Raw genomic sequence first — 24001 nt, 5'->3', positions numbered from 1 at the left:
CCGCGCCGCGCCGCCCGCCGAAGCCGCCGCGCCCTACCGCCCCTCGCCCGGCGAGAGGGAGAAGTCGCTGATCCGCAGGTCTCCGGTGAACACCAGGTACACGTCGTGGACGCCCGGCGCCGGGACGAGCGGCGCGGTGACCGAGCGGTAGGAGTAGACGCCGCCCGTCGCCGGCACCTCGGCCGTGCCGGCGAGCGTGCCGCCGGGCGAGCCGAGGCGGACCTCGATCGCCCCGGCGGCCGTCGCCGCCACCCGGGCGGTGAGTCCAGTGGCGCCCGCCCGTAGGTCGGCGCCCGCGAAACAGATCCAGTCGCCGGCGCCGGTGCCGCCGACGGCGTCCCCGCCGGCCTTGGTCTCGTCGACGAGCACCACCCCCCGGTAGTCGTCGAAGTCGGCGGCCCGGGTCACCCTGGACAGGTCGCGCGGCGGGATCGTCTCCCCCGCCACCTCCAGCGCCGCCGTGCGGCGGATGTCGGCCGACGACGCGCCCGCCATGACGTCGTGCACGGCGCTCTCCACCACCCATCGGCCGCGGGTGACGTCCCAGAAGGCCAGCTCGGCGGCGGGGAACGCCAGCGTGACGGTCGCCCGCTCGCCCGCGCGCAGGTGGACGCGGCGGAACGCGCGTAGCCGCCTGAGAGGCTGCTCCACGCGGGAGGACCGCTGGCGGGTGTAGAGCTGGACGACCTCGTCGCCGTCCACGGCCCCGGTGTTGGCGACCGTCACCCGGGCCTCGACCACGCCCCCCGGCCCCACCGAGCCGGCGGCGAGCTCAAGGCCCTCGTAGGCGAACGTGGTGTAGCCGAGCCCGTGGCCGAAGGGGTACAGCGGCTCGGCGGTGGAGTACATGTACGTGGCGCGAGCCTTGATGACGTCGTAGTCGAGGATGTCGGGGAGGTCGTCCGCCGACCTGGGCCACGTCTGCGTCAGCCGCCCGGCCGGGCTGACGTCGCCGAACAGCACGTCGGCCAGGGCGTTGCCGGTCTCGGCGCCCGCGTGGGTGGTCCACAGGATCGCCGGGACGTGCTCCTGCTCCCAGTTGATCGTGGTCGGGTAGCTGTTCTGCAGCACCAGCACGGTGTCCGGGTTGGCCCCGGCCACGGCCCTGACCAGCTCGTGCTGGCCCTCGGCGAGGTTCAGGTCGGTGCGGTCGTGCTCCTCGCGGCCGTTGATGAACGGCATGCTGCCGACGACGACCACCGCGACGTCGGCTGCCTTGGCGGCGGCCACGGCCGCCTCGACTCCGCTGGTGACGGTCTCCCTGGCGAACCGGGCTGCCTGGTCGGCGGTGGTCAGCACGAGGGTGCCGTCGTCGTCCGGCGCCAGGCAGGTCTTGGGGCCGAACCACGGCCGCCCCGCCTCGTAGCCGGCGTACCGGAGCAGGAAGGTGCCGTCGTCCTGCGGTTCCAGTTTGAACTGCTGCTGGACGAACCAGCCGTTGGGCTGCTCCTGGTCGTTGACGAAGTTCGTCCAGTCGTAGCCCACGTACCTGCCGTTGGCCACGCTCCGCAGCGTCAGCACGCCCTGGCCCCAGTCGAAGACGTCGAACAGCTCGGCGTCGCCGGCCGCGGCCGGGCCCTCCTTCAGCGCGGCCCCGTCCGGGCCGCCGCCCGCGGTCACGTATCTCCCGGTGGCCACGTTCCGCAGGGCGACGCGGTCGGCGCCCTCGGCCGCGACCACCGCGCCGTCGCCGAGCCGCTCCCGGATGCCGTCGACCGGCGTGACGCGGTACGGCAGGCCGCCGGAGTACCAGTCGGTGTAGATCGTGCCGGCCAGCGGGCCGACCACGGCGACCTTCCGGGTGGTCGCGGCGCTCAACGGCAGCGCGCCGTGCGCGTTCTTGAGCAGCACCATCGCGGCGGAGGCCGCCCGCCTGGCCAGGCGCCGGTGCTCGGGGCCGTCGACGACGTCCTTGCCGATCGAGCCGTAGCGCCCGCCGCCGGGGTCGAACTCCCCCAGCCGGAAGCGGATCGACAGGATGTGCCGGACGGCGGTGTCGACGTCCGCCTCGGTGATCAGGCCCTGGGCGAGCGCGTCGTCGATGGCCGCGACGGTCGGGCCGGCGTCTGTGTCCTCGGTGGTGAAGACGTCGACGCCCGCCTTGAGCGCGGCGGCGTACGCGTGCGGGAGGTCGGGAAGGTAGGCCTGCGGTCCGGCGAGCATGGACGGCGCCGAGGAGTCGGTGACGTTGAGCAGGTCGCGGCCGGTCCAGGAGCGCACGACGGTGTTCAGGCCCGGGTTGACGGTCGCGGGGCGGCCGTTGACCAGGTTGTAGGAGGCCATGACCCCGGTGGCGGCGTCGGCCGCGACGGCCGCCTCGAACGCGGGCCGCTCGTACTCGTGCTCCACCCGGGGGCGCAGGCCGGCGGAGGTGGTGTCGCGGCGCACCTCGTTGTTGTTGGCCAGGTAGTGCTTGAGCGTGGGGGCCGTCTTCAGGTGGTCGGGGTCCTCGCCCCTCAACCCGGTGGCGTACGCGACCGCCATCGCGGCGGTGAGCGTCGGATCCTCGGAGTAGCCCTCCTCGTTGCGCCCCCACCGGGGGTCGCGCAGCGGGTTCACCACCGGAGCCCACACGTTCAGGCCCCACACCCGCGGGTTCTCGGCGTGGTACCCGCGGACCTCGTCGCCGACGACCGAGCCCACCCGCTCCAGCAGCGCGGGGTCCCAGGTGCTCGCCAGGCCCACCGCCTGCGGGAACACCGTGCCGCGTGCCGTCACCGTGGCGCCCTTGGCGTCCACGTCCATGGACCAGGCGACGCCGTGCAGCGCCTCGGTGCCGGTCTTGAAGGACGCGACGCCCAGGCGCGCGATCGCGGGCTGGTACTGGTGCAGCAGCGAGATCCTCTCCCGCGGCGTCAGCCGCCCGAGAAGGTCGTCCACGCGCCGGTCGAGCGGGACGGAGGGATCGCGGAAGGGCAGCTTTCCGGCGGTTCGCACGGGGTCCCGCACGATCGCGAACAGGCCGAGGGCCGCGCCGAGCCGCAACAGGGATCGAAGAGCCATGGCAGACGCCTCCAGGTCAGCCGGGGGGAGGGCGGCGTCCGCGAGCGTACGACCGGCGGTTGGAGGACGGCTGGAGCATGCAACCGGGGCGGCGGTCGCCGACGAAAACAAGAGGACGTGGGGCACCGCGCGCAATAGTCTGCTCGAAAGGTCGGCGACCGGAGGGAGACGGCGATGAAGCGCATCAGGAGCACCCGCAAACGCACGGGCCGCCGCGTCGGAGACCGGCTCGCCCTGGATCTGCGGTCCCCTTCCGGCCATCCCCTGCCGTACTAGAGATCTTTACAATAGTCTTACGACTGGATCTGTAGACATCTCAATAACAGAAGCATCACGTCCGGGGGGACACGATGAGAAGGCTTGCGGCGGTGCCCGCATACGCTCCACGGCACAAGGTCCGCGACATCCGGTCGGCGCACGACCGGAGACCCTCCCACGACACCAAGGTCGTCCACCTCCAGGCCTACACCGGCCGCAACGTCATCCGCTTCCCCCGCCCCGGAGGCTCCACCCCGGCCGCCTGACCGGCCGACACCGCGGGGCCCGACACACGGCGCCCGACACGTGGCACCCGGCACCCGACACGCGGTACCCGCTACCAAAGAGACGGCCGCCGCGTCGTTCGGACGATGTGACGGCGACGCCGGTGCCGCAGGGTGCGGAGCATGTCAGGAACAGACACCGCCGCCCGATCGGGCGGCACGTTCAGCACCCCGGCCCTCCTCTGCCGGAACCCGTGGTTCCCCGGCCGGATCATCGGGGGGACGGCGCTCGTCCTCGGGCCCGTCGTGTGGTTCGCGGGCCTGCTGCTGCGGCACCTCGGGGTCCGCTCGGCGGCGTTCACGCCCGCCCAGGCCGAGGCGTTCGCCGCGCAGCCGTTCGCCGCGCCGGAGCAGCTCGCCGCGTACCTGGCGCACCCCGCGCTGGTCACGGCCGGATACGCCTGCTTCGCCGCGGGCGCCCTGCTGCTGTGGCCCGCGTTCGCCACGCTGGCGCGGATCATCGCGGCCCGCTCGCCGGGCCTGGCCTTCTGGGGCGGCACGCTGGCTGTGCTGGGCCTGTTCGGGCGCCTGTACTTCGCCGGCGTCGACCAGACGGCCTTCCAGCTCGCCGAGGCGCAGGGCCTCGGCCCGGCGACCACCGCGGTGATGTCCACGTACGTGGACATCTCGTACGGGCCGTGGCGGGTGCCGGTCATCGCGTCCGCCTGCCAGTACCTCGGGGTGCTGCTGCTGGCCGCGGGGGCGTTCCGGTCGGGCACGTTCGGCCTGGGACGCTCGCTGGTCCTGCTCTGGTGGGGCACCTTGTGGGGGGGCGTGCTCAAGGCGAGCGAGCCGCTCGACGCCCTCTCCGGCGCCGTCGCGTGCCTGGTGCTCGTGCCGCTCGGCATCCGTGTGCTCCGCGACGCCGTCCCCGAGCTCGCCACCGCCACCGCCCCCGACCCCGACCGCAGGCGCCTGCGGACGCTGAGCTGGTGACCACCCTCTCCGGGCCGAGCCCCGCGCGGATCCGCCGCCCCCATCTCCACCCCCGACCGCGGACCTCCGCCGGCGCTGAGCCGCTGGACGCGGTCTCTAGGCTGGGCCTGTGAGGGTCCACGGGCCCAGCCACCGGCCGGCCTCCTGTCTGCTGCCCGCCGCCGCCTTCTGCGGCGCGTTCATTCCGGCGGGCCTGCCCGGCGCGGCGCCGAGCGCGCTGCTCGGGCCCGTCCCGGTGTCCCCGTACGCCCTGGCCGCTGCGGTGGGAGCGCTGGCCGCAACCGCGGCCTGGCCGGCGCGGCGCCGGTGGTGGCCGCTGGCGCTGGTCGCCGTCGTGGACGCCGTGCTGCGCTCACCCGGTTTCCTGCTGTCGGTGGCGGTGTATGTGGCGGCGATCAGCCACCGGCGGCCGCTCCACCTGGGGGTCTACGCGGCCGCGGCGACCCTGGCGGCGGTGGTGCCGCGCCCCGCCGTCGACGTGCTGGTCTCGCTCGGCAGCGCGCCGCTGTTCGTCTGGCTTCCGCTGACGATCGGGTTGTGGACGCGGGCCCGCCGCCAGGTCGTGGCGGGCCTGCGCGACCGTGCCCAGCGTCTGGAGCGCGAGCAGGCCGCCCGCGTCGGGCAGGCCCGCGCGCAGGAACGCGCCCGCATAGCGCGGGACATGCACGACGTGGTGGCGCACCGGGTCTCCCTGATGGTCCTGCGCGCCGGCGCCCTGGAGGTCAACGCCCCGGACGAGGCGACCGCGGCCGAGGCGGAGCTCATCCGCACCACGGGCGGAGAGGCTCTCGCCCAGCTCAGGGCCGTCCTCGGCATCCTCAGCCGCCCTGACGGCGCGCCCCACGCGCATGACGGCCCGGCGGGCGGAGAGCCGTTCCCGCCGCAGCCGACGCTGGACGATCTCGACGGGCTGCTCGACCAGTCCCGGTCGGCCGGCGTGCCCGTGGAACGGCACGACGAGGGGACGGCGGGCGAGCTGCCCGTCGTCGTGCAGCACACCGCCTACCGCGTCGTGCGGGAAGCCCTCACCAACATCCACAAGCACGCCGGCGCCGCCGCCACACGAGTGGTGGTGCGCCGCCTCCCGGCCGGGCTGGAGATCACCGTCGCCAACGCCGCGCCTCGCGGGCGCCGGCCGGCGATGCCCGGCGGCGGGCTCGGCCTGGTCGGCCTGCGGGAGGGTGTCGAGCTGCTGGGCGGCGAGTTCACCGCCGGGCCGCGTGCCGACGGCGGCTTCGTGGTGTCCGCGAGGCTTCCGGCGTGATCCGGGTCCTGATCGTCGACGACGAGGCCCTGGTGCGCGCCGGTCTGCGCATGATCCTGGACTCCGCCGAGGACATCGAGGTGGTCGGCGAGGCCGCCGACGGCACCGAGGCGGTGACCGCCGTCGCGCGGCACTGGCCGCACGTCGTGCTGATGGACGTGCGGATGCCGCGCATGGACGGCGTGGCCGCGCTCAGGGAGATCAACCGGTCGCCCGAACCGCCCAAGGTCGTCATGCTGACGACCTTCGACCTCGACGAGTACGTCCACGGCGCCCTGCGCGCCAGGGCCGCCGGGTTCCTGCTCAAGGACACCGCGCCCCGCGACCTGATCGCCGCCGTCCGCACCGTGGCCGACGGCAGCGCCATCCTCGCTCCCACGGTCACCAGACGACTGATCGACACCTTCGCCGGCCACGGCTCCGCCGACACGCACGCCGCACGACGGCGCCTGGCCCTGCTCAGCGGCCGCGAACGCGACGTCGCCTCCGCTGTGGCCCGAGGGCTGTCCAACGCCGAGATCGCCCGTGAGCTGGACATGAGCGAGACCACGGTGAAAGCCCACGTCAGCCGCTCGCTGGCCAAGCTCGGCCTGGCCAACCGCGTCCAGATAGCCCTGCTGGTCCGCGACGCCGACTGACGGCCCGGCCGACGGCGAGCCTCCCCGGTGCCGGCCCGCGACCTGAGAGCCCCTGGCCGGGCTGACCCGACGCTCACCGCGCGGATGCGAGTGAGCGCTTCCCGGCGGTGCGTGCCCCTGCGGCGTGGCCGCTTCGCTCAGACAGGGACCGGCGGGCGGTTCCGCGCGGTCATGATGAGCGCCTCCCGGCGGTGCCACACCCCGCGATGTCGCCGCTCGGGTCAGACAGGGGTTACCGGGCGGTTCAGCGCGGTCATGGTGAAGTCCTCCGGGTACGGGGAGCGGGCGAGGGCCTCGGCGGCCGTCGTCTCGCCACGGGCGACCGAGCGGCACAGCTCCGCGACCTCGGCCAGCTCCGCGCGCTGGCGGGTGAGGAAGGCGGCGTCCACGGGGTCGCCGTGGCCGGGGACCACGGTGGTCGCGCCGAAGGCCAGCAGCCGGTCGACCGCACCCGGCCAGGCCGACGGGTAGGCGTCGTCGAACGACGGCGGCGCCCCCTGTTCGACCAGGTCTCCGGCGAACAGCACGCCCGCGTCGGGCACGTGCGCCACCAGGTCGTGGCCGGTGTGCCCGGGGCCGGGATGCGCCAGCCGCACCAGCCGTCCGCCGAGGTCGAGCTCCGCCGAGGTCGCCACGAGCCGCCCGGGCAGGACGACGCGGGTGGTCTCCAGGCGCGCGGCCACCTCGGGCCTGCCCGCCTTCCGGTAATGCTCGGACCACGCCGCCCGCTGCGCCTCGGCGGTCGCGGCCAGGTCGTCCCGGCAGCCGGGGTGCGCCCACACGGGCCGGTCGCCGAACGCCGCGACGCCGAAGGCGTGGTCGAAGTGGGCGTGCGTGAGCACCACCTCCCACGGCAGCCCGGTCAGCTCCCGGACGGCCGAGGCGAACTCCGTCCCCTGGCCTTCGTCGCCCCCGGTGTCGACCACCAGGCAGGCCCGCTCCCCCGCGATCAGCCCGAGGGAGAGGTCCAGCTCGTCATGCCGCCGCACCCAGACACGGTCGCCGACCTCGACCCACCGGCCCACCGCCACCTCCCCCCGCCGCCGACGACCGCCCAGTGTAGTGACGCGCCTCGGCCGCCACCGGTCACCGCCCAGCCTGCGGGCCGGCCGCCCGCTGAGCGCCGTCCCACAGCTCCGGGAGGGACCCGCCCGGCCACCCCGTCACTCCGCGGCGGGCGGGTCCGGGAGCCTGCTGAGGACCGTCTTCTGGACACGCTGGAAGATCATGGACGTGCGCCAGCTGACGATCTCCTTGCGCTTGCTCAGCCGGTCGAGCAGGAAGGAGTGCAGGTGGTCAAGGTCCTGGGCGGTCACGTGCAGCAGGAAGTCGTCCCCGCCCGAGAGCACGAAGACGCTGAGCACCTCGGGAAGCGCGCTCACCGAGTCCTTGAACGTGGTGATCACCGTGCGGCTGAGCGGGCGCACCTGGACGGCGACCATCGCCTGTACGCCGCGGTTGAGGGCGTTCATGTCGATGTCGGCGTGGTAGCCGCGGATCACGCCGCGCCGGCCGAGGGCACGCACACGTTCCAGACAGGTCGAGGGCGCCACGCCGAGCTGCCGCGCCAGCTCCCGGTTGGACAGCCGAGCGTCTGTCTGGAGAAGCCGGATGATCTCCGAATCAAGTTCGTCCATGCCGGGGATTCTCGCACCTGTTTGAGCCGAACGTTCGATTGAAGGCGGTTACAGCCGTACGCCTGACTAGCGTCTTCCTCGATTCACCGACTGGGGGAATGGGGGGGACATGATTCTGGCGATCAGACGGTCACCGACGGGTGGGCAGGCCAAGGGGAAGGCGCACCGGATCGGCGCGAGCCAGGGGACGGCGCTGCTGACCGGGGGCGTGCTCGGGCCGGGCGTGCTGGCCCTGCCGGGCCTGGCGGCGCAGGCGGCGGGCCCGGCGGCCGTCGTCGCATGGGCGGGGCTGCTGGCGCTGAGCGTGCCGGTCGCGCTCACCTTCGCCGTTCTGGGCGCCCGCTTCCCCGGCGGCGGCGGGGTGGCGGCGTTCGCCTCCCGCGCGTTCGGCCCCCGCGTCTCGGCGCTCGCGGGCTGGTGGTTCTACCTGTCGATCCCCTGCGGCGTGTTCGCGGGCGCGCTCATCGGCGGCGAGTACGTGGCCGCCGAGCTGGGGCTCGGCCGGGCGGGCGCCTTCGCGACGGCCGTGGCGCTCCTGGCCGTCGCGTTCGCGGCCAACTTCGCCGGCCTGCGCCTGTCGGGACGCCTGCAGCTCCTGCTGACCGGCCTGCTCGTGCTGCTGCTGGTCACCGCCGTGCTCGCCGCCGCCCCGCACGTGCGGGCCGCCGACTTCGTCCCCTTCGCCCCGCACGGGTGGACAGGCGTCGTGCACGCGGCGGGGGTGCTGTTCTTCGCGTTCGTGGGCTGGGAGGCGGCGAGCCACCTGTCGGGCGACTTCGCCGACCCCCGGCGCGACCTGTACCGGGCGACCGTCCTCACGCTGGTCATCGCGGGCGTGCTCTACGTCGGCCTCGCCGTGGCGAGCGCCGGTGTGCTCCGCGGCCCGGCCGGCGAGTCGCCCGTCGCGCTGACCGCGCTGCTCGAACTCGGCATCGGCGGCGCCGCGCGCCCGGTCACGGCCGTGGCCGCCCTCGTGCTCAGCTTCGGCGCCCTCAACACCTACATCGCGGGCATCGCCCGGCTGGGCCCGGCCCTCGCCCGCGAGGGCGCCCTCCCCCGGCCCGTCGCCACCGCCGCCATGGCCGGCCGCGGCCTCGCCGCCCCCGCCGCCCTGACGACGCTCGCCGCCGCGTCCGCCGCCGTCCTCTCGCTCGACCTGGACGCCCTCATGCGGTCGACCTCGGCCTGCCTGGCCGCCGTAACCGCCATCGGCTGCGCCGCCGCCGCCCGCCTCCTGACCGGCCGCCCCCGCCGCCTCGCCCAGGTGGCGACCGCCTTCACCCTGCTCGTCCTGGCCTCCTGCGGCGCCTACCTGCTCATCCCCACCGCCATCGCCCTGGCCGTCCTCCTGGGAACCGGCACCACGAGAACCTCACCGGCAACCCCCTGGCGCCCTCAGCCAGGCGCCCCGCGATGAACCCGTCAAACGTGGATGACGACGACGCGCCGGTCCTCACCCGCCGGGGAGGCGGGCGGAAGCCGAGAGACGTGCGGGGCGGCTGCCCGGGTGGTGACCCGGGCAGCCCGCATGTCACTTCTCGTCGGAAGGCGTCTGCGACAGGGCGCTGGCCGCGGCGGACTTCTCCGTCTTGGTCGCGTCCTTGCTCCCCAGCGTCTCGCCGGCGTCCGAGGCGGCCTTCTCACCGGTCTGGCCGGTGCTCTCGGGTGCCTGCGACAGCGCGCTCGCCGCGGCGGACTTCTCCGCGTCGGTCGCGTTCTGGCCCGCCAGCGTCTTGCCGGCATCCGAGGCGGCCTTGTCACCGGTCTGACGAGGATTCTCTGAAATGATCAACACCTCCGTCATACGTGCGCGTCGACATCGTTCGGTCGCGACGAACGCCTGACCCTGGAAGACCGGGCGTCTGCCGTCTCGGCCGCCCAGCGGGGGCGCCGAGAGGCACCTGTTGCCCCCTGGCTCCAGATCGAAACCAGGGGGCGATCACGTATGCCAGACCCCCGTACAACGGGCGTTCAACCCGTCGCCTCAGCGGCGACCCGCCCCCGCTGTCAGCTGCAGCCGCTGGTGCTGCCGCAGCCCTCGCAGACGTAGCAGCTGCCCGCCGGGCGCATCTTGGTGCCGCAGGTCATGCACAGGGGGGCGTCGGCGGTGCGGCCCTGGTGGCTTTCGAGAGCGTGGGCGGAGCCGTTCGCCTTCGGGGTGGGGGGCGTGGGCCTGGGGGCCGGGGCGGGCAGGTCGGCGGCGGGCTCGGCCGGGTGCTCCTCGATGGGGGCGGACTGGGCCAGGGCCGCGGTGTCGATGATGACCTCCGCCGCGGCGCCCTGGTGCTCGGCGCGCTGCTGGGCGGCGCGCTCGGCGGCCGAGAAGACGCCGAGAGCGGCGCGCTCGTCGTACGGGAGGTGATCCAGCGCGAGCCTGCGGAAGATGTAGTCGACCACCGAGGCCGCCATGCGGACGTCGGGGTCGTCGGTCATGCCGGCGGGCTCGAACCGCATGTTGACGAACTTGCTGACGAACGTCTCCAGCGGGACGCCGTGCTGGAGCCCGACGGAGATGGCGACGGAGAAGGCGTCCATGACGCCGGCCAGGGTGGACCCCTGCTTGGACATCTTCAGGAAGACCTCGCCGAGCCCGTCGTCGGGGTAGGAGGAGGCCGTCATGTACCCCTTGGCCCCGCCCACGGTGAAGCGCGTCGTGGTGCTCGGGCGCTGGTTGGGCAGGCGGCGGCGGGTGGGCCTGGCCACCTCGACCACCTGGACGACCGGCTCGGCGGCCTTCTCCTCGGCCCTCTTGGACACCGACAGCGGCTGGCCGACCTTGCAGTTGTCGCGGTAGACGGCCAGGGCCTTCAGGCCGAGCTTCCAGCCTTCGAGGTAGACCTGCTCGATGTCCTCGATGGTGGCGCCCTCGGGCAGGTTGACCGTCTTGGAGATGGCGCCCGACAGGAACGGCTGGGTGGCCGCCATCATGCGGACGTGGCCCATGGGGGCGATCGCCCGCTCGCCCATGGCGCAGTCGAACACGTCGTAGTGCTCGAGCTTGAGCCCGGGGGCGTCCATGACGTGCCCGTTCACGGCGATGTACTCGACGATGGCCTCGACCTGCTCGGGCTGGTAGCCGAGCCGGCGCAGGGCCCGCGGGATGGTCTGGTTGACGATCTGCATCGACCCGCCGCCGACGAGCTTCTTGAACTTCACCAGCGCCAGGTCGGGCTCGATGCCGGTGGTGTCGCAGTCCATCATCAGGCCGATGGTGCCGGTCGGCGCGAGCAGCGAGGCCTGCGCGTTGCGGTAGCCGTTCTTCTCGCCCAGGCGCAGGCACTCCTGCCACTGCCGGGTGGCCTCGGCGAGCACCGGACGGTCGAGGGCGTCGCGGCCGCGCAGCTCGTCGTTGGCGGCGGCGTGCTTGCGCATGACCCGCTTGTGCGGCTCGGCGTTGCGCTTGTAGCCGTCGTAGGGCCCGACGATCGCGGCCAGCTCGGCGCTGCGGCGGTAGGAGACGCCGGTCATCAGGCTGGTGATGGCCGCTGCGACCGACCGGCCGCCGTCGGAGTCGTAGGCGTGGCCGGTGGCCATGAGCAGCGCGCCGAGGTTGGCGTAGCCGATGCCGAGCTGGCGGTAGGCGCGGGTGGTCTCGGCGATCTTCTTGGTCGGGAAGTCGGCGAAGGTGATGGAGATGTCCATCGCCGTGATGATCAGCTCGGTGGTCTTGACGAAGCCCTCGACGTCGAAGGCGTCGTCGTCGCGCAGGAACTTCAGCAGGTTGACGCTCGCCAGGTTGCACGAGGAGTTGTCCAGGTGGACGTACTCCGAGCACGGGTTGGAGGCGGTGATCCTGCCGGTCTCCGGGCAGGTGTGCCAGTCGTTGATCGTGTCGTCGTACTGAACGCCGGGGTCGGCGCACTCCCAGGCGGCCTTGGCCATCTTGCGGAACAGCGACCGGGCGCCGACCTCCTCGATGACCTCGCCGGAAAGCCGCGACCTGAGCCCGAACCGGCCGTCGGCCTCCACGGTGCGCATGAACTCGTCGGAGACCCGGACGGAGTTGTTGGCGTTCTGGTACTGGACGGAGACGATGTCCTTGCCGCCGAGGTCCATGTCGAAGCCGGCGTCGCGCAGGGCGCGGATCTTGTCCTCTTCGCGCGCCTTGGTCTCGATGAACTCCTCGATGTCGGGGTGGTCGACGTCGAGCACGACCATCTTGGCGGCGCGGCGGGTGGCCCCGCCCGACTTGATGGTGCCCGCGGAGGCGTCGGCGCCGCGCATGAACGACACCGGGCCGCTGGCCGTGCCGCCGCTGGACAGCAGCTCCTTGCTGGAGCGGATGCGCGAGAGGTTGACCCCGGAGCCGGAGCCGCCCTTGAAGATGACGCCCTCCTCCTTGTACCACTCGAGGATCGACTCCATCTCGTCGTCGACGGCGAGGATGAAGCAGGCGCTCACCTGCTGCGGCGAGGCGGTGCCCACGTTGAACCAGACCGGGGAGTTGAAGCTGAAGATCTGGTGGATCAACGCGTGCTTCAGCTCGTGGTCGAAGATCTCGGCGTCCTCCTCGGAGGCGAAGTAGCCGTTCTCACGCCCCGTGCGGGTGTAGACGCCGACCACGCGGTCGACGAGCTGCCGCAGGCTGACCTCGCGCTGCGGGGTGCCGACCGCGCCGCGGAAGTACTTGGTGGTCACGATGTTGGCGGCGTTGACCGACCAGAAGTCGGGGAACTCCACCCCGCGCTGCTCGAAGTTCACCGAGCCGTCGCGCCAGTTCGTCATCACGACGTCACGGTGCTCCCAGTTCACCTGGTCGTACGGGTGCACCCCGGGCGTGGTGTTGATACGCCGGATCTTGAGCCCTCGGCCGGCACGCTTCCCCCCGCGTCCCACCGAACCGCTCACCGTCTCCGTCATGGTCTCCCCCTTCCAGGGCCCCGCTGAGCCCGCGTCTCCGCACACTTGGTCACGCCGAACCGCTCCCCCGGCGCCGGGGCCCCACTTCGTCTAACGTCGGCGGACCTCACATCAGATCCGCTCGATCCGCTCCTGCTCGCCCGCCTCGGCCTCGGCGGCCTCGTCGCCCGCCCGGGCGGCCCGCGCCGCCCGGAGCTGCTCGATCTCGGCCTCGAAGTCGTCGAGTGTCTCAAAGCTCCGGTAGACCGAGGCGAACCGCAGATAGGCCACCTCGTCGAGCTGGCGCAGGGGCCCCAGGATCGCCAGGCCCACCTGGTGGGCCGGGATCTCCGCGGCGCCGGTGGCCCGGATGCTCTCCTCGACCCGCTGGCCGAGCTGGGCCAGTGAGTCCTCGCCGACCGGACGGCCCTGGCAGGCGCGGCGCACGCCGGCGATCACCTTCTCGCGGGAGAACGCCTCGGTCACCCCGCTGCGCTTGCTCACCATCAGCAGCACGGTCTCCTGCGTGGTGAACCGGCGCCCGCACTCCGGACAGGTGCGCCTGCGGCGGATCGCCGCGCCGTCCTCCGTCGAGCGGCTGTCGATGACCCGCGTGTCCGGATGACGACAGAATGGACAATGCATGTGCCGCCTCCATTTCCTCGCCGTCCTCATCGGTTACGCCGGCCGCCCCGAATCACGAGGCTCCCGAGAAGCCACCTCAGGAAAAACCGTCATATGTCGTCGCTTTCACCACTGCGGTGCCCCGTTTAACCACTGTCACGGAAACAGGCTCACGCACACACCGCGAAATCCGCAGTGCGTCAGAGGAAACACAACTTGTGGTGAACCACATCGATGTAACTACTAGATGTTGTGGTCCAACCGTAGGAGTGCCGCACCATGAACGCAAGTCGGCGGGGCCTGTCCGCCGGAAGTGGCCGCCGATCAGGGCGAACGGCCCCCGGCACGGCGTGTCGCGAGCCGGGCGGAGCCGGGCGGGCCGGGACGGCTCCGGGAGTCGTTCGCGGGCGCCGCCGCCGAACCCGCCGGAGATCCCCGCGCGTGATCGACTTTGCCGCCGAGGCGGCCTAAGATCGGGAGTCGAACACGATATCGATCGAACTCCCGTACGATGTCGTCGACCACGGCATCGATGATTCCAGGCATAATCGAACACCAGTTTGAAGAAGATCTTGAATGGAGTTATTGTCGCTGTGTGCGACATCGGCGACACGGACGGGCAGCCAGGCGGGCGGGGCACGGCGTGACCGGGCGTCTCGGAGGCGCCCTGCGAGGAGGACCTTATGAGCGAACAGGATGAGATCGGCACGGTCGTCAGCGACCTTGCCGTGCGCAGGCGCGACTCCCTCGGCCTCACCCCGAGGCAGCGCAAGATCCTTGAGGTGATCCGCGACTCCGTGCAGCAGCGCGGCTACCCGCCCTCGATGCGCGAGATCGGCGAGGCGGTGAAGCTCACCAGCACGTCGAGCGTGTCGCACCAGTTGACCGCCCTGCAGCGCAAGGGCTACCTGCGCCGCGACCCGCACCGGCCCCGGGCGCTTGAGGTCCGCCTGCCCGGCGAGCCCGCCCTCTGGGTCGACCCCGTCGGCCCCGGCGGCGAGGAGCCTTTGATCAGCCGGCCCACGGCGGCGTTCGTGCCGCTGGTCGGCCGCATCGCGGCCGGCGGCCCGATCCTCGCCGAGGAGCGCGTGGAGGACGTCTTCGCGCTTCCCAAGCAGCTCGTGGGCGAGGGCACGCTGTTCCTGCTCCAGGTCAGCGGCGACTCGATGATCGACGCCGCCATCGCCGACGGCGACTGGGTCGTGGTGCGCCAGCAGCCGGTGGCCGACAACGGCGACATCGTCGCCGCCATGATCGACGGCGAGGCCACCGTGAAGACCTTCAAGCGCAAGGACGGCCACGTCTGGCTGGTGCCGCACAACACCAGCTACGACCCCATCCCGGGCGACGAGGCCACCGTGCTCGGCAAGGTCGTGGCGGTCCTGCGCAAGCTCTGACCCGCGCCGGAGCCCCGCCCGTCACCCGCACCGGGCGAAGCGGCCCCGCGCGCGCCCGCCAGACGCGCCGTCCGTCCCAGCGAGATCGAGAGAGCCGCCCACCGTCAGGTGGGCGGCTCTTTTCGCTTCAGCGGCCCCTACGGGACGATGTTCACCAGCTTGGGGGCCCGCACGATGACCTTCCTGGGCGTGCCGCCCAGGAAGGCGCGCACCTTCTCGGACGCCAGCGCCAGCTCCTCCAGCTCGGCGTCGGAGATCGACGGGGAGACCTCCAGGCGGTCGCGCACCTTGCCCGCGACCTGCACGACGCAGACGACGGTCTCCTGCACCAGCAGCGCCGGGTCGGCGACCGGCCAGCCGCCGTGGCTGACCGTGGGGCCGTGCCCCAGCAGCTCCCAGCCCTCCTCGGCGACGTACGGCGTCACCAGCGACAGCATGATCGCCAGTGTCTCGGCGGCTTCCCGAACGGCGGGGTCGGCGGCGCCGGGCCCGGAGTCGATGGCCTTGCGCGCCGCGGAGGTCAGCTCCATCATGCGGGCGACGGCCACGTTGAACCGGTAGGAGTCGACCAGCCGGGTGACCTCGTCGATGGTGTGGTGGGTGACCTTGCGCAGGGCGACGTCGCCGGTGGTGAAGTCCACGCCCGGGGCCGAGGCCGCACCGGCCTCCGCCATCACCCGGAACGCCCGCGCCAGGAACCGCTGCGAGGCGGCGGGCGACAGGTCGGCCCAGTCGATGTCGTCCTCCGGCGGGCCGGCGAACACCATCGTCAGCCGCACGGCGTCGACGCCGAACGCGTCGATCTGCTCACCCAGGTCGACGCCGTTGCCCAGCGACTTGGACATCGCCTTGCCGCGGTTGATCACCTGCCCCTGGTTCAGCAGGCGCAGGAAGGGCTCGGTGAAGTCGAGCATGCCCATGTCGTGCAGCACCTTGGTGAAGAACCGCGAGTACAGCAGGTGCAGCACGGCGTGCTCGACGCCGCCGACGTACTGGTCGATCGGGCCCCAGCGCCTGACCTGCTCGACGTCGAACGGCCCGTCCTCGTACCCCGGCGAGCAGTAGCGCAGGAAGTACCACGAGGAGTCGACGAAGGTGTCCATCGTGTCGGTGTCGCGGCGCGCCGGGCCGTCGCACTTGGGGCAGGCGACGTTGACCCAGTCGGTCGCGCTCGCCAGGGGCGAGACCCCCTTGGGGGCCAGCGCCTCGCCGCGCAGGTCGGGCAGCCTGACCGGCAGCTGGTCGTCCGGGACGGGCACCTCGCCGCAGTCGGGGCAGTGGATGATCGGGATCGGGGTGCCCCAGAACCGCTGGCGGGACAGCAGCCAGTCGCGCAGGCGGTAGTTGACGGCGGCCGCGCCGGTGCCGCGCTCCTGCAGCACCTCGGTGATCCGCGCGATCGCCTCGGCCTTGGACAGGCCGTCCAGCGGGCCGGAGTTGACCAGCGTGCCCTCGCCGGGCGTGGCGACGCCGGTCTCCCCCGGGTCGGGCAGGCCGGTGTGCACGACGACCTGCACGGGCAGCCCGAACCTGCGCGCGAAGTCGAGGTCGCGCTGGTCGTGCGCGGGCACCGCCATGATGGCGCCGTGGCCGTAGTCGGACAGCACGTAGTCGGCCGCCCACACCGGGATGCGCTCGCCGTTGACCGGGTTGACGGCGTACCGGCCCAGGAAGACGCCGGTCTTGTCCTTGTCGGTGGACAGCCGCTCGATGTCGGTCAGCTTGGCGACCTCCGCGCGGTAGGCCTCCAGCTCGGGCAGTTTCTCGGGGGCGCAGATCTCCTCGGCCAGCGCGGCGTCGGCGGCCACCACGAAGAACGTCGCGCCGTACAGGGTGTCGGGGCGGGTGGTGTAGACGGTGACGGGCTCGTCGCGGCCCTCGATCGTGAACCGGACGTCGGCGCCCTCGGAGCGGCCGATCCAGTTGCGCTGCATGGCCAGCACGCGCTCGGGCCAGCCGCCCTCCAGGCCGGCCATGTCGTCCAGCAGGCGGTCGGCGTAGTCAGTGATCTTGAAGTACCACTGGGTCAGCTCGCGCCGGACGACCTCGGTGCCGCACCGCTCGCACTTGCCGGCGACCACCTGCTCGTTGGCCAGCACGGTCTGGTCCTTCGGGCACCAGTTGACCAGGCCGCCCTTGCGGTAGGCCAGGCCGCGCTCGAAGAAGCGGTTGAACAGCCACTGGTTCCAGCGGTAGTACTCGGGGTCGCTGGTGTGCAGTCGGCGCGACCAGTCGAACGAGATGCCGTACCTCTTGAACGAGGTGGCCTGGGTCTCGATGTTGGCGTACGTCCACTCGGCGGGGTGGGCGTCGCGCCTGATCGCGGCGTTCTCGGCCGGCAGCCCGAAGGAGTCCCACCCGATGGGGTGCAGCACGTCGTAGCCGCGCTGGAACCAGTACCGCGCGACGACGTCCGCGATCGCGAAGACCTCGCCGTGACCCATGTGGAGGTCGCCGGACGGGTAGGGGAACATGTCGCACATGTACCTGCGCGGACGCTCGTCACCGTCCCCGCCCGCCTGGTAGGGCTCCAGTTCCTCCCACCGCCGCTGCCACTTCGGCTGCAGCGTCTGCGGATCGTACTGCTCGTCACTCACGGCCCATGTCCCTCGGTTCGCTCAAAGCGGTGGCTCGACCAACAAAAAACCCCTCGTGTCCACGAGGGGCAGCCGCGTCGGCCGGCGTCAGCTCGGTCGACGCGGCCGGCCAAGAAGCAGGGTCCCGCCACGCACAGCTCAAGCGTAGCGCAGCGTGCAATCGGAGTTCATATCGTTCCCGGGCCCCCACTGGTGGAGCGGGGGAAATCGCCGGTGGACGCCCTATGGTGATAGATCCGTTGTGACCTCGTATGTCCCTTTAGATTACTCTTTTCGCTGTGGCGAACTCGTTTCAGCCCGGACAGGGCCCGGAATTCGCGCGGGACGACCTGCCGATGCAGGACCCGCCGACCGATCCGAACGGCCTGCGGCTCCACGGGGCATTCTTCGAATCTCCTGCGGACCCCCCCGCTCCACATGAGATCATGCCGAGCACCCCCAATCCGGGCATGATGTCGGGAGGTTCGCCAGCGATGGCACCTGAGCCCACCAGCCAGTCCACGCGCACCCCGGCATGGCCGGAGAACCCTCCCGCCTGGCCGGAGAACCCCCCAGCGTGGCCTGAGACGCCCCCGGCTCCCTCCTCGTCCGCCTCGGTCTTCGAGCCGTCCGCGAACGGCTCGCGCGCACGCGCGGAGCAGCGCCGCGGCGACGCCGCCGCCTACCCGCAGCAGCCGCCCTCGGCCCCCTTCGCCGCCGACCCCGCCCGCCCCGGGCAGCACGCGGCCCCGCCGGCCGGCCACCAGCGCCACCCCGAGCCCGAGGTCCAGCGCTACGCCGATCCGGGTCCGGACTCCCACCAGAGCGCGGCCCGCACCACCGGCCCGCAGCAGTACATGCCCTCGGCGACCGGCCCGCAGCGCTACACCCCGGCCGACAGCGCGCCCCAGCGGTACACCCCCGCCGACAGCGGCCCCCAGCGGTACACCCCCGCCGACAGCGCGCCGCAGCGCTACGGCCCGGCCGACAGCGGCCCTCAGCGGTACACGCCCTCCGGCGCCGGCCCCCAGAGGCAGAGCGCCGAGCCCGCCGGCCCGCGCCGGTACACCCCGGCCGACAGCGGGCCCCAGCGGTACGACGCCGACGGCGGCCCGCAGGCGTACGCCCCCTCCGGCCCCGGCTCCCAGCAGCACACCGCCTCGGCCGCCGCGCCGCCGCACGCTCCCACGGGCCCGCAGCACACCTCCGCGCCCGGGCAGCAGACCCCGGCGGATGCCGGCCCGGCGTCCGCGCGCGACCCCCGGCAGCGGCAGCCGCACGACCCCTACAAGCCGTTCGTCACGGCCGGGCAGATCAGCGGGCCCAAGACCCCGCCGCCCGAGCGCCAGCAGCAGTTGTGGAACACCGTCTTCGGCGACAACTACGAGGCCATCGGCGAGGAGGCCGACGCCGAAGCCGCCGGCGGCAGGCGGGCATGGCTGCTCGCCCTGGTGGCCTCGATGGTGGTCGCGCTGATCGCCGCCCTGCTGTGGGCGTTCCTCGCCGGCCCGCTGAGGCCGTCGCCGGGCGAGGGCGAGACGAGCGCGAACGCCGGCCCCACCGCGCCGGCCGCCTCCCGCAAGCCGCCCGCGACCACCAAGCCGCAGTCGGTCGGCCGGCTGCCGAAGTACCCCGGCCAGGCCTCCCCCCGCACGGGCACCCTCACCGACGAGGCCGCCTCCGTCAGCGTCGCGCGCCTCGGCGGGCCGTGGCGGCTCGACCTGCGCTCCCAGCTCGTGAAGGCGGAGTACGGCTTCGCCACCCGCCAGTACGTCCCCGCGGGGCAGGACTCGGCGGGCAACCCGCAGTTCGCCCAGGTGATGACGGGGCCGCTCTCGGAGGGGCTCGCCGAGAAGTACTCCGCCTCCGAGCCCGAGAAGCTCGCCCCGGTGATCAGCGCGGTGGCGTTCGCCGCCCGCAACAAGTTCTTCCCCGAGGGCAACAAGGTCGCCAAGATCGCCGAGCAGCGGGTGTCGGTCGGCGGCCGTCCGGCGCGGCTGGCCGCCTACCAGGTCACGGCGGGCGACGCCAAGACGACGATGGTGGTGGCGGCCGTCAGCACCGGCGGCGACGTCCCGGCGATCGTCTACATGTCGGTGCCCGAGCGCAGCAAGCGGCTGCTGCCGGACGTCAACACGGTCTTCACCTCGATCCGGTCCACCGGGTCCTGACTCCGCTACGTCGATACCGGGCGCCTCCCATCGAGGGGGGCGCCCCGTATGCGGTCTCGCGCCGTCAGAAGTCGCAGGGCAGGTGCTTGACGCCGTTGATGAAGCTGGAGAAGAGCCTTCTCGGCCGGCCCGCCTCGATCTGCGGGACCCGCCGCAGCAGCTCGCGGAAGATCACGGTGATCTCGCGCCTGGCCAGGTGGGCGCCGAGGCAGAAGTGCGGCCCCGGCCCGCCGAAGCCCAGGTGGGGGTTGGGGTCGCGCGTGATGTCGAAGCGGTACGGGTCGGCGAACACGTCGCGGTCGCGGTTGGCCGACCAGTAGTACAGGACGGTCTTGTCGCCCTCCTTGTACAGGGTGCCGTTCAGCTCGAAGTCGCGGGTGACCTTGCGGCGCATGTAGTTGACCGGTGAGGCCAGCCGGACGATCTCCTCGACCGCCTTGGGCGCGTGGCCGTCGAGGTCGGTGAGCCACCGGGCCTTCTCCCCGGGGTTGGCGGTGAGCAGCAGCAGGCCCTGGGAGATGGCGTTGCGGGTGGTCTCGTTGCCGGCCACGACGAGCAGGATGAAGAACGAGCCGAGCTCCTGGGCGGTGAGCCGCTCGCCGTCGATGTTGGCGCTGACCAGCGCGGAGATCAGGTCGCCCGTGGGGTTCGCCGCCCGGTGCGCGGCGAGGTCCTGGACGAGCTGCTGGAGCTCCATGCCGGCGTTGAGCACGGCCGCCACGACGCTGTCGGCGTCGCCCTCGGGGACGTACTCGGGGTCGCCGCCGCCGAGGATGATGTTCGACCGGTCGAAGATGTAGCGGTAGTCCTTCTCCGGGATGCCCATCATGTCGCAGATGATCTTCAGTGGCAGCCGGGCCGCGACCTCGGTGACGAAGTCGCACCCGGGCCCGGTCTCCAGCAGGTCGTCCACGATGCGCACGGCCGCGACCTGCACGTCCTGCTCGAACTTCTGGATCATCTTCGGGGTGAACGCGCGGGAGACGATCCTGCGCAGCCGCGCGTGCCGTGGGTCGTCCATGTTGATCATGGAGCCGAAGTACTCGGCGAACTCCGGCGGCATGTCGGCGATGTTGGTGGCGCCGCCCGCCCCGGAGCAGAAGACCTCCGGGTTGCGGCTGATCTCGACGATGTCGGCGTACCGCACGATGGCGTGGTAGCCCTTGCCGGGCGGGGCCATGGAGACCTCGGGCTCGGCGAAGAACCGGGGAGCGTCCTGGTCGCGCAGCAGCTCGAAGGCATGCTCGCGCTCGCGCATGGGACGGGCCCAGAAATCCCAGTCGGACAAATCTATCTGTTCGCACGACGTGATCGGCTCACGTTCCGGGCGGGTCTGCACGGCCATGCGTCCATGATTTAGAACAACGCTCGGTTTCGTCAACCGAGGCCGTGGCCGGCGATCACTCCAGGCGGTAGCCCATGTGCTTGATGCCGTTGACGAAGTTGGACAGCAGGCGGTCGGGCTCGCCGGTCGAGCGGATCTGAGGCAGGCGGGTGAACAGCTCGCGGAACATGACGGTGATCTCGCGCCTGGCCAGATGGGCGCCTAGGCAGTAGTGCGGCCCCGGGCCGCCGAAGCCCACGTGCGGGTTGGGGTCGCGGGTGATGTCGAACGTGTCGGGGTCGGTGAACACCGCCTCGTCCCGGTTCGCGGAGTTGTAGAACAGCAGGACCTTGTCGCCCTTCCTGTACTGCTGACCGTTCATCTCGTGGTCGCGGGTGAGGGTACGCCGGAACTGGATCACCGGCGTGGAGTACCGGACGATCTCCTCGACGGCCCCGGGGATGCGGGCCTCGAAGTCGTCCAGCAGCAGCTCGCGCTGCCCGGGGTTGTCGGTGAAGAGCTTGAGCCCGTGGGCGACGGCGTTGCGCGTGGTCTCGCTGCCGGCGACCACCAGCAGGATGAAGAACGACCCGAGCTCCTGCGGGGTGAGGTGCTCCTCGCCGTTGACCAGGATGCTGGTGAGGTCGCCGGTGGGCTCGCGGCGGCGTTCGCGCCCGAGCCCGCGGGCCAGGACGCTGAGGTGGCGGCCGGCGTTCAGCAGCCTCAGCAGGCCCTTGGCGACGTTCCAGCGGCTCATGTCGGGCCGCAGGCCGGAGTACTCGGGGTCGGCGTTGCCCAGGATGATGTTGGTGCGCCTGAGCACCAGGTCGTGGTGGCTCGGCGGGATGCCCATCATGTCGCAGATCACCCGCACGGGCAGCCGGGCGGCGATCTGGGTGACGAAGTCGCCGGGGCCCTCGGCGACCGCCCGGTCGACGATCTCGCGCGCCGCCCTGGCGAGGTCCTCCTCCATCTTGGCGAGCACCTTGGGGGTGAAGGCGCGCGAGACGATCCTCCTGAGCCTGGCGTGCCGGGGGTCGTCCATGTTGATCATCGAGCCGAAGTAGACGGCGAGCCATCTCGGCATGTCGGGGACGCTGTTGGCCGTCGGCTCGCTGCTGAACACGCCGGCGTTGCGGCTGGCCTCGCTGACGTCGGCGTGCCGGACGAGCGCGTAGTAGCCCGGCCCGCCGCCCACGAACGGGATGTGGTTCTCGCGCATGTGGACCGGCCGGTCGAGCCGTCGCAGCCGCCGGAAGGCCTCCTCGCGCCGGTTCGGCGGCTGCAGCCAGAACGGGATGTCGGACAGGTCGATGTCAGCGGCGCTCGTCGTCACGATCGGCCACCTCCGGCTTCCATCGTTCGGCGGGGCCGCCGCCCGCGTCAAGGGCCGGAGATGAGGTCGGCCGCCCTCTCCGCGATCATGACGACCGGGGCGTGGGTGTGCCCGCGGTTGAGCGCCGGCATCACCGAGGCGTCCACGACCCGCAGCCCCGGCACGCCGAGGACGCGCAGCGAGGGGTCCACGACGGCGTCCTCGCCCAGGCCCATCCGGCAGGTGCCCGCCGGGTGGTAGAGCGTCTCGGCGGCGTCCCGCACGTACGCGGCCAGCCCCGCGTCGCTCTCGGCGCCCGTGTACGGCTCGACCGGCTTGCCGGTGTACGGCCGCAGCGCCGGGGCGGCGAACACCTCCTGGGCCCTCTTCAGCCCCGCCACCAGCCGCCGCACGTCCGCAGCCTCGGTGAGGTAGCGCGGGTCGATGACCACGCCGCCCTCGCCGTCCAGCGTGATCACGCCCCGGCTCTCCGGCCGCAGCAGGATCACGCCGATCGTGACGGCGTGGCAGGGCGGCGGCGTCAGCCCGTGGTTGATGAAGGGCCCGGGGCCGAAGATCAGCTCGATGTCGGGGGCGGGCTCCTCGGGGGTGGTCCGCACGAAGGCCACCGCCTCGCCGACGTTGGAGGTCAGCATCCCGGTGTGGCCGAGCAGGTAACGCATGAGGTTGCCCGCCGACTCGGCCCCGGCGAGCGTGACCGGCTGGGGGCACTCCAGCACGACGGGCGCGCCCAGGTGGTCCATGAGGTTGCGTCCCACGCCGGGCAGTTCGCGGCGGGGCTCGACGCCCGCGGCCCGCAGCACGTCGGGGTCGCCGATCCCCGAGAGCATCAGCAGGTGCGGCGAGCCCACCGTCCCGGCCGAGAGGATCACCTCACGGGAGGCCGTCACCCGCGTGCCGCCGTACTCGACCCCCGTGGCGCGGCCGTCGTCGTCCAGCAGCACCCTGCCGGCCTGGGCGCCGGTGAGCACGGTCAGGTTCGGCCGTCCCATCGCGGGGCGGAGGTAGGCGTCCGCCGCGCTCCACCTGCGGCCGCGGTGCTGGTTGACCGGCGTCGGGGAGCAGCCCTCGTTGGAGGGGCCGTTGAGCTCGTCCAGCGCGGTGATGCCGATCTGCTCGCACGCCCGCAGGAACGCGGTCGTCGTCACGTTGGGGCTGCGCAGCTCGGTGACGTGAACCGGCCCGTCGGTGCCGTAGACGCCGCCGACGTTGGAGCCGGCGCGCCGCTCGGCGCGCTTGAAGTACGGCAGCACCTCCTCGTAGGACCAGCCGGGCACGTCCCAGCCGTCGTAGTCGGCGCGGTGGCCGCGCACCCACATCTGGGCGTTGATCGACGAGCTGCCGCCGAGCGTCCTGCCCCGGGGCCAGTACAGCTCGCGCCCGCCCAGCTCATGCTGCGCCGCGGTGCTGAAGTTCCAGTCGTAGGGGGTCTTGAACAACTTGGAGAAGGCGGCCGGCACGCGGATCTCGAACTTGCGGTCGGGCCCGCCCGCCTCCAGGAGTGCCACCCGCACCGAGGGGTCCGCCGAGAGCCGGTTGGCGAGCACGCATCCCGCCGATCCCGCGCCGACGATGACGTAGTCGTATTCCATTCGGCGCCTCCGGGGGGATACTCGGGCCACGTCACCGTTGTTTACGCCCTCAACCGTCCCGGAGTCCACGGTCGTTACCGATCTGCGGCGTACCGGGCCCTGAGGGCGCCCCCACCTGGACC

17 protein-coding genes are annotated in these 24001 nt (G+C 72.4%); 7 read left to right on the top strand and 10 right to left on the bottom strand.

What is annotated here, in order from left to right; genetic code table 11:
• Window positions 1-33 precede the first annotated feature (33 nt).
• Window positions 34-3003 carry a glycoside hydrolase family 3 protein gene (locus PYR91_RS22570; protein WP_279782515.1) on the bottom strand — a complete coding sequence of 990 codons (2970 nt, stop codon included), beginning with the start codon at window positions 3001-3003 and terminating at the stop codon, window positions 34-36.
• Between the two features lie 350 nt (window positions 3004-3353).
• Here PYR91_RS22570 and PYR91_RS22565 point away from each other — a divergent pair, with 350 nt between their 5' ends.
• The 4 genes from PYR91_RS22565 (at window position 3354) to PYR91_RS22550 (ending at window position 6383) form a co-directional block, all read left to right on the top strand.
• A complete protein-coding gene (locus PYR91_RS22565) occupies window positions 3354-3527 on the top strand; it encodes a hypothetical protein (RefSeq protein WP_279782513.1) in 174 nt (57 codons plus the stop codon).
• A 141-nt stretch (window positions 3528-3668) separates the two neighbouring features.
• On the top strand, window positions 3669-4481 hold the full coding sequence (locus PYR91_RS22560) for a hypothetical protein (protein WP_279782512.1): 813 nt from the start codon (window positions 3669-3671) through the stop codon (window positions 4479-4481).
• A 109-nt stretch (window positions 4482-4590) separates the two neighbouring features.
• A complete protein-coding gene (locus PYR91_RS22555) occupies window positions 4591-5745 on the top strand; it encodes a histidine kinase (protein ID WP_279782510.1) in 1155 nt (384 codons plus the stop codon).
• Window positions 5742-6383, top strand: coding sequence for a response regulator transcription factor (locus PYR91_RS22550; RefSeq protein WP_279782509.1), 642 nt, complete (start codon window positions 5742-5744; stop codon window positions 6381-6383). The genes PYR91_RS22555 and PYR91_RS22550 overlap by 4 nt, the downstream gene beginning before the upstream one ends.
• Before the next feature lie 221 nt (window positions 6384-6604).
• Here the strand turns inward: PYR91_RS22550 and PYR91_RS22545 are convergent, their stop codons facing one another.
• The gene (locus PYR91_RS22545; RefSeq protein WP_279782507.1) at window positions 6605-7408 is read right to left on the bottom strand and encodes an MBL fold metallo-hydrolase; all 804 of its coding nucleotides are present in this window, start codon (window positions 7406-7408) and stop codon (window positions 6605-6607) included.
• Window positions 7409-7546: 138 nt separating this feature from the next.
• Window positions 7547-8020: an Lrp/AsnC family transcriptional regulator gene (locus PYR91_RS22540; protein ID WP_279782505.1), complete on the bottom strand. Its 474-nt coding sequence runs from the start codon at window positions 8018-8020 to the stop codon at window positions 7547-7549.
• Between the two features lie 109 nt (window positions 8021-8129).
• On the opposite strand from PYR91_RS22540, the gene PYR91_RS22535 reads away from it, so the two are divergent.
• Window positions 8130-9437 (top strand): amino acid permease, encoded by a 1308-nt coding sequence (locus PYR91_RS22535; protein WP_279782503.1) that lies wholly within the window; start codon window positions 8130-8132, stop codon window positions 9435-9437.
• A 114-nt stretch (window positions 9438-9551) separates the two neighbouring features.
• Here PYR91_RS22535 and PYR91_RS22530 read toward each other — a convergent pair whose 3' ends face one another.
• The 3 genes from PYR91_RS22530 to nrdR form a co-directional block, all read right to left on the bottom strand.
• Entirely contained in the window at window positions 9552-9824 is a 273-nt protein-coding gene (locus PYR91_RS22530) for a hypothetical protein (RefSeq protein WP_279782502.1), read from the bottom strand.
• Window positions 9825-10027: 203 nt separating this feature from the next.
• Window positions 10028-12880: a vitamin B12-dependent ribonucleotide reductase gene (locus PYR91_RS22525; RefSeq protein WP_279782500.1), complete on the bottom strand. Its 2853-nt coding sequence runs from the start codon at window positions 12878-12880 to the stop codon at window positions 10028-10030.
• A 111-nt stretch (window positions 12881-12991) separates the two neighbouring features.
• A complete protein-coding gene (nrdR, locus tag PYR91_RS22520; RefSeq protein ID WP_279782498.1) occupies window positions 12992-13504 on the bottom strand; it encodes a transcriptional regulator NrdR in 513 nt (170 codons plus the stop codon).
• 662 nt (window positions 13505-14166) lie between these two features.
• On the opposite strand from nrdR, the gene lexA reads away from it, so the two are divergent.
• The gene (gene lexA, locus PYR91_RS22515; protein ID WP_279782497.1) at window positions 14167-14880 is read left to right on the top strand and encodes a transcriptional repressor LexA; all 714 of its coding nucleotides are present in this window, start codon (window positions 14167-14169) and stop codon (window positions 14878-14880) included.
• 137 nt (window positions 14881-15017) lie between these two features.
• On the opposite strand, the gene leuS is transcribed toward lexA, so the two are convergent.
• Complete coding sequence (gene leuS / locus PYR91_RS22510) at window positions 15018-17477, bottom strand: leucine--tRNA ligase (RefSeq protein ID WP_279782495.1); 2460 nt, start codon at window positions 17475-17477, stop codon at window positions 15018-15020.
• Between the two features lie 473 nt (window positions 17478-17950).
• Here leuS and PYR91_RS22505 point away from each other — a divergent pair, with 473 nt between their 5' ends.
• On the top strand, window positions 17951-19627 hold the full coding sequence (locus PYR91_RS22505) for a hypothetical protein (RefSeq protein ID WP_279782494.1): 1677 nt from the start codon (window positions 17951-17953) through the stop codon (window positions 19625-19627).
• A 64-nt stretch (window positions 19628-19691) separates the two neighbouring features.
• Here PYR91_RS22505 and PYR91_RS22500 read toward each other — a convergent pair whose 3' ends face one another.
• Genes PYR91_RS22500 through PYR91_RS22490 form a run of 3 tightly spaced genes read right to left on the bottom strand, consistent with a single transcriptional unit; the run spans window position 19692 to window position 23879 of the window.
• A complete protein-coding gene (locus PYR91_RS22500; protein ID WP_279782493.1) occupies window positions 19692-20972 on the bottom strand; it encodes a cytochrome P450 in 1281 nt (426 codons plus the stop codon).
• Window positions 20973-21027: 55 nt separating this feature from the next.
• Entirely contained in the window at window positions 21028-22287 is a 1260-nt protein-coding gene (locus PYR91_RS22495; protein WP_279782492.1) for a cytochrome P450, read from the bottom strand.
• Window positions 22288-22334: 47 nt separating this feature from the next.
• On the bottom strand, window positions 22335-23879 hold the full coding sequence (locus PYR91_RS22490) for a GMC family oxidoreductase N-terminal domain-containing protein (protein WP_279782491.1): 1545 nt from the start codon (window positions 23877-23879) through the stop codon (window positions 22335-22337).
• Window positions 23880-24001: the final 122 nt, after the last annotated feature.

The organism is Sphaerisporangium sp. TRM90804 (genome assembly GCF_029846175.1).
Lineage (GTDB): Bacteria > Actinomycetota > Actinomycetes > Streptosporangiales > Streptosporangiaceae > Sphaerisporangium.
The sequence above is the reverse complement of the archived record's forward strand: the minus strand, read 5'-3'. Positions and strand labels throughout refer to the sequence as shown.